The organism is Neorhizobium sp. S3-V5DH (assembly GCF_004343065.1).
GTDB lineage: Bacteria > Pseudomonadota > Alphaproteobacteria > Rhizobiales > Rhizobiaceae > Neorhizobium > Neorhizobium huautlense.
In genome coordinates, this window is the sequence record NZ_SMCL01000047.1 from 1 (window position 1) to 2,535 (window position 2,535).

The 2,535-nt window shown below is 58.2% G+C and carries 2 protein-coding genes; one reads left to right on the forward strand and one right to left on the reverse strand.

Annotated elements, in window-relative coordinates:
- Positions 1–226 precede the first annotated feature (226 nt).
- A complete protein-coding gene (locus EDE09_RS27885; protein ID WP_112803681.1) occupies positions 227–964 on the forward strand; it encodes a hypothetical protein in 738 nt (245 codons plus the stop codon).
- A gap of 6 nt (positions 965–970) precedes the next feature.
- On the opposite strand, the gene EDE09_RS27890 is transcribed toward EDE09_RS27885, so the two are convergent.
- Complete coding sequence (locus EDE09_RS27890) at positions 971–2,392, reverse strand: ISNCY family transposase (protein ID WP_132413610.1); 1,422 nt, start codon at positions 2,390–2,392, stop codon at positions 971–973.
- Between the last annotated feature and the right edge of the window lie 143 nt (positions 2,393–2,535).

The following is a 2,535-nucleotide window of genomic DNA, read 5'->3' on the forward strand; positions in this document are numbered from 1 at the left end:
CAATGTCAAAGCTGAATAGGGCTGCGACGCTGTTATCCAGTTAGAAGCGCGACACTGGCTCTGATGATCAGCCCCCGATCCGGCCGGCTGGGCCGGGTTGAAAGGGCGGAGCGGGGGCGGGTGAGGGGCACCCCCTTCGGCTTTAGCTTTCTCGATAGCAATTATTCCGTCGCCGGTTGATACTTGGCTCACCTGCATGGGGCGGGGTAGGGTTCAAAGCGGCACGATGCTTCCGGAAATCAAACTGCAGGGTGATGTCGATGTCGCCGCGCTGTCGCCACTTCTTCGCGGCATGCTTCTTTCCGTGGCCTACGCTGACGGTGAGGGTGGCATAGGATTGACCGCGACCGGCGCCATGAACCGCAAGTTCGTGCATTGGGCCGCCGTACACTTTCTTTGGCCAGGGTTCACAGCCGAAGACCTCTACAGCATGAACAAAGTGCTGAACGAACGCGACATGCCGCCGCTCTGGGTCGTGCGAGACATGACCCGTCATCTGAAGCTACTTCGCCGGAAAAAGGACGTGCTGCTGCCAACCAAACGGGGCCGCGAGTTTCTGGCAAACCCACAAGCCTTCTTCGATCTGGTCGCCACGGATTATCTCTATTCATATGTCCATGTGACCGATCGGCAAGAGGACGTTCAGGCGCGGTTACGCTGGTGGCGCATGTTCCTCAATCTTCTCAATATCAAAGCTAGAAAAGGGTGCACGCCACTGGAGATTGTGAAGATCCTCTATCCAGACTTCGCGCCTCTGTCCGACACCGAAATGACCCTGGAAGCCTGGGAGTTAAAGTCCGATATCCAATATGGCGTCCTACGGCGCTTGTGCTGGCTTGGTTTGCTCTATGAAGCACGAGAGGGGCTCACACTCTTCCAGGATGGATCCTTCCATAAGACGCCGCTTTGGTCCGCCTGCCTGCAATTGGAATCGGATACGCAGAGCGATATCGGCGTGCACTGACGATTTTTATTCCGCCGCTGGTTGCCTCGATAACGCTTTCTCTCGCCGCGCAATCCCCGCCGGATCGTTCATGTAATCTGTCCTCGGCTTGCGTCCTCGCTTCTGATAGCCGTTGGCTGTGCTGCCGTCCCGAATGCCGAACATATGATCCGCCTGGCCAGTGCGGCGAGGGCCGCTTTTGCTACGTTGCTGTTCTCGTCCAACCTGCATCTCCGCAACGATCGACAGCATGTCGTCCAGACGCTTGTTCTCGACGACTTCCGGCCGATGCACCGACCGCAACTTGTCGAAGGTTCTGTAGGGTAGGGCAAAGCTCTCGTGCATGATCTCGAGCCGCCCGTCCGGATAGTCGCAAACGATCACCTTTTGCCCCGCCAAGGGTCTGGAAATGTCGGTCGGATCGAGAATGAACAGCACCTTGTCGTAGCGCAGCGTCAAAGCCTGCGACAGCGTGCGAACTTCCTTGCGGCACATGGCGCCATCAAGGTTCTCGTGATCGGCCAACGGCCGGTGCATGTCCTTCGGATTGCGCGGCTGCTTGCCGAAACGTGCGTTGAAATCCGCAATAAAATCAGGCGCATAGGCATTGGCGGCCTCGATCGTGTCGATGCCGCGAAGCCGCATCTCCTTCACCAGACGATCTTGCAATGTCTGATTGGCGCGCTCCACACGGCCTTTGGCCTGCGGGGTGTTGGCGCAGATGATGTCGATGTTCAGCTCATAAAGCGCCCGACCGAACTGTGTCAGGCCGCTCGTCCGGTCTTTCTCCGACGCATGCGTGCTGCGGAAAACGCCATGCTTATCGCTGTAGAACGCCAGCGGCTTGCCCCATTGCTGCAGATAGGCCTTGGTTGCGTGCAGATAGTCGAACGTATTCTCCGATCCGGCAAAGCGAAGATGCAAGAGCTTGCCGGTGGCATCGTCGATATAGACGAGCAGGGCGCATTTGGGGCCACGGTTCTCGAACCACCAGTGATGCGACCCGTCGATCTGCACCAGCTCGCCAAAGCAGTCGCGCCGGCCGCGTGGCTGGAAAACCCGCTTCTTGCGCTCGCGACGCGAGATCCAGATGCCGGCCTCGGTCATCCATTGCCGCAGCGTTTCCTTGGCGACCGAGATCCGGTGCACCTCGATCAGCTTCTCGCGTGCCAGTGTCGGGCCGAAATCCGGGTACCGTTCGCGGATCAGATCCAGAGCCGCATTGCGAAATTCCTCGCTGTGACGCCGATTGCTCGGCCGTGATCGCTTCTTTGAAACAAGGCCGGCAGGGCCATCTCGGTCATAGGCCTGCAGCAGCCGATGGACCTGACTTCGACTGAGGTCGAGCCGTTGGGCAGCCTCGACGACGCTTAAGCGCTCGTCACGGATCTTCTGGATGAGTTCGAGGCGATGCAATTCTTTCTGCGACATGGTGATCAAACAGGACATGACGACTCCGACCGCTCATGGTCTCGACCAGGCTGAAGATCGTCATCCTTGCTCCCAACGTTGGCTTTGACCAGTGCGTCGAGAGGCGAGACTGTCGCATCTCTAACTGGCCCAACTGTCGCATTACTAAATAGCCTCTACAT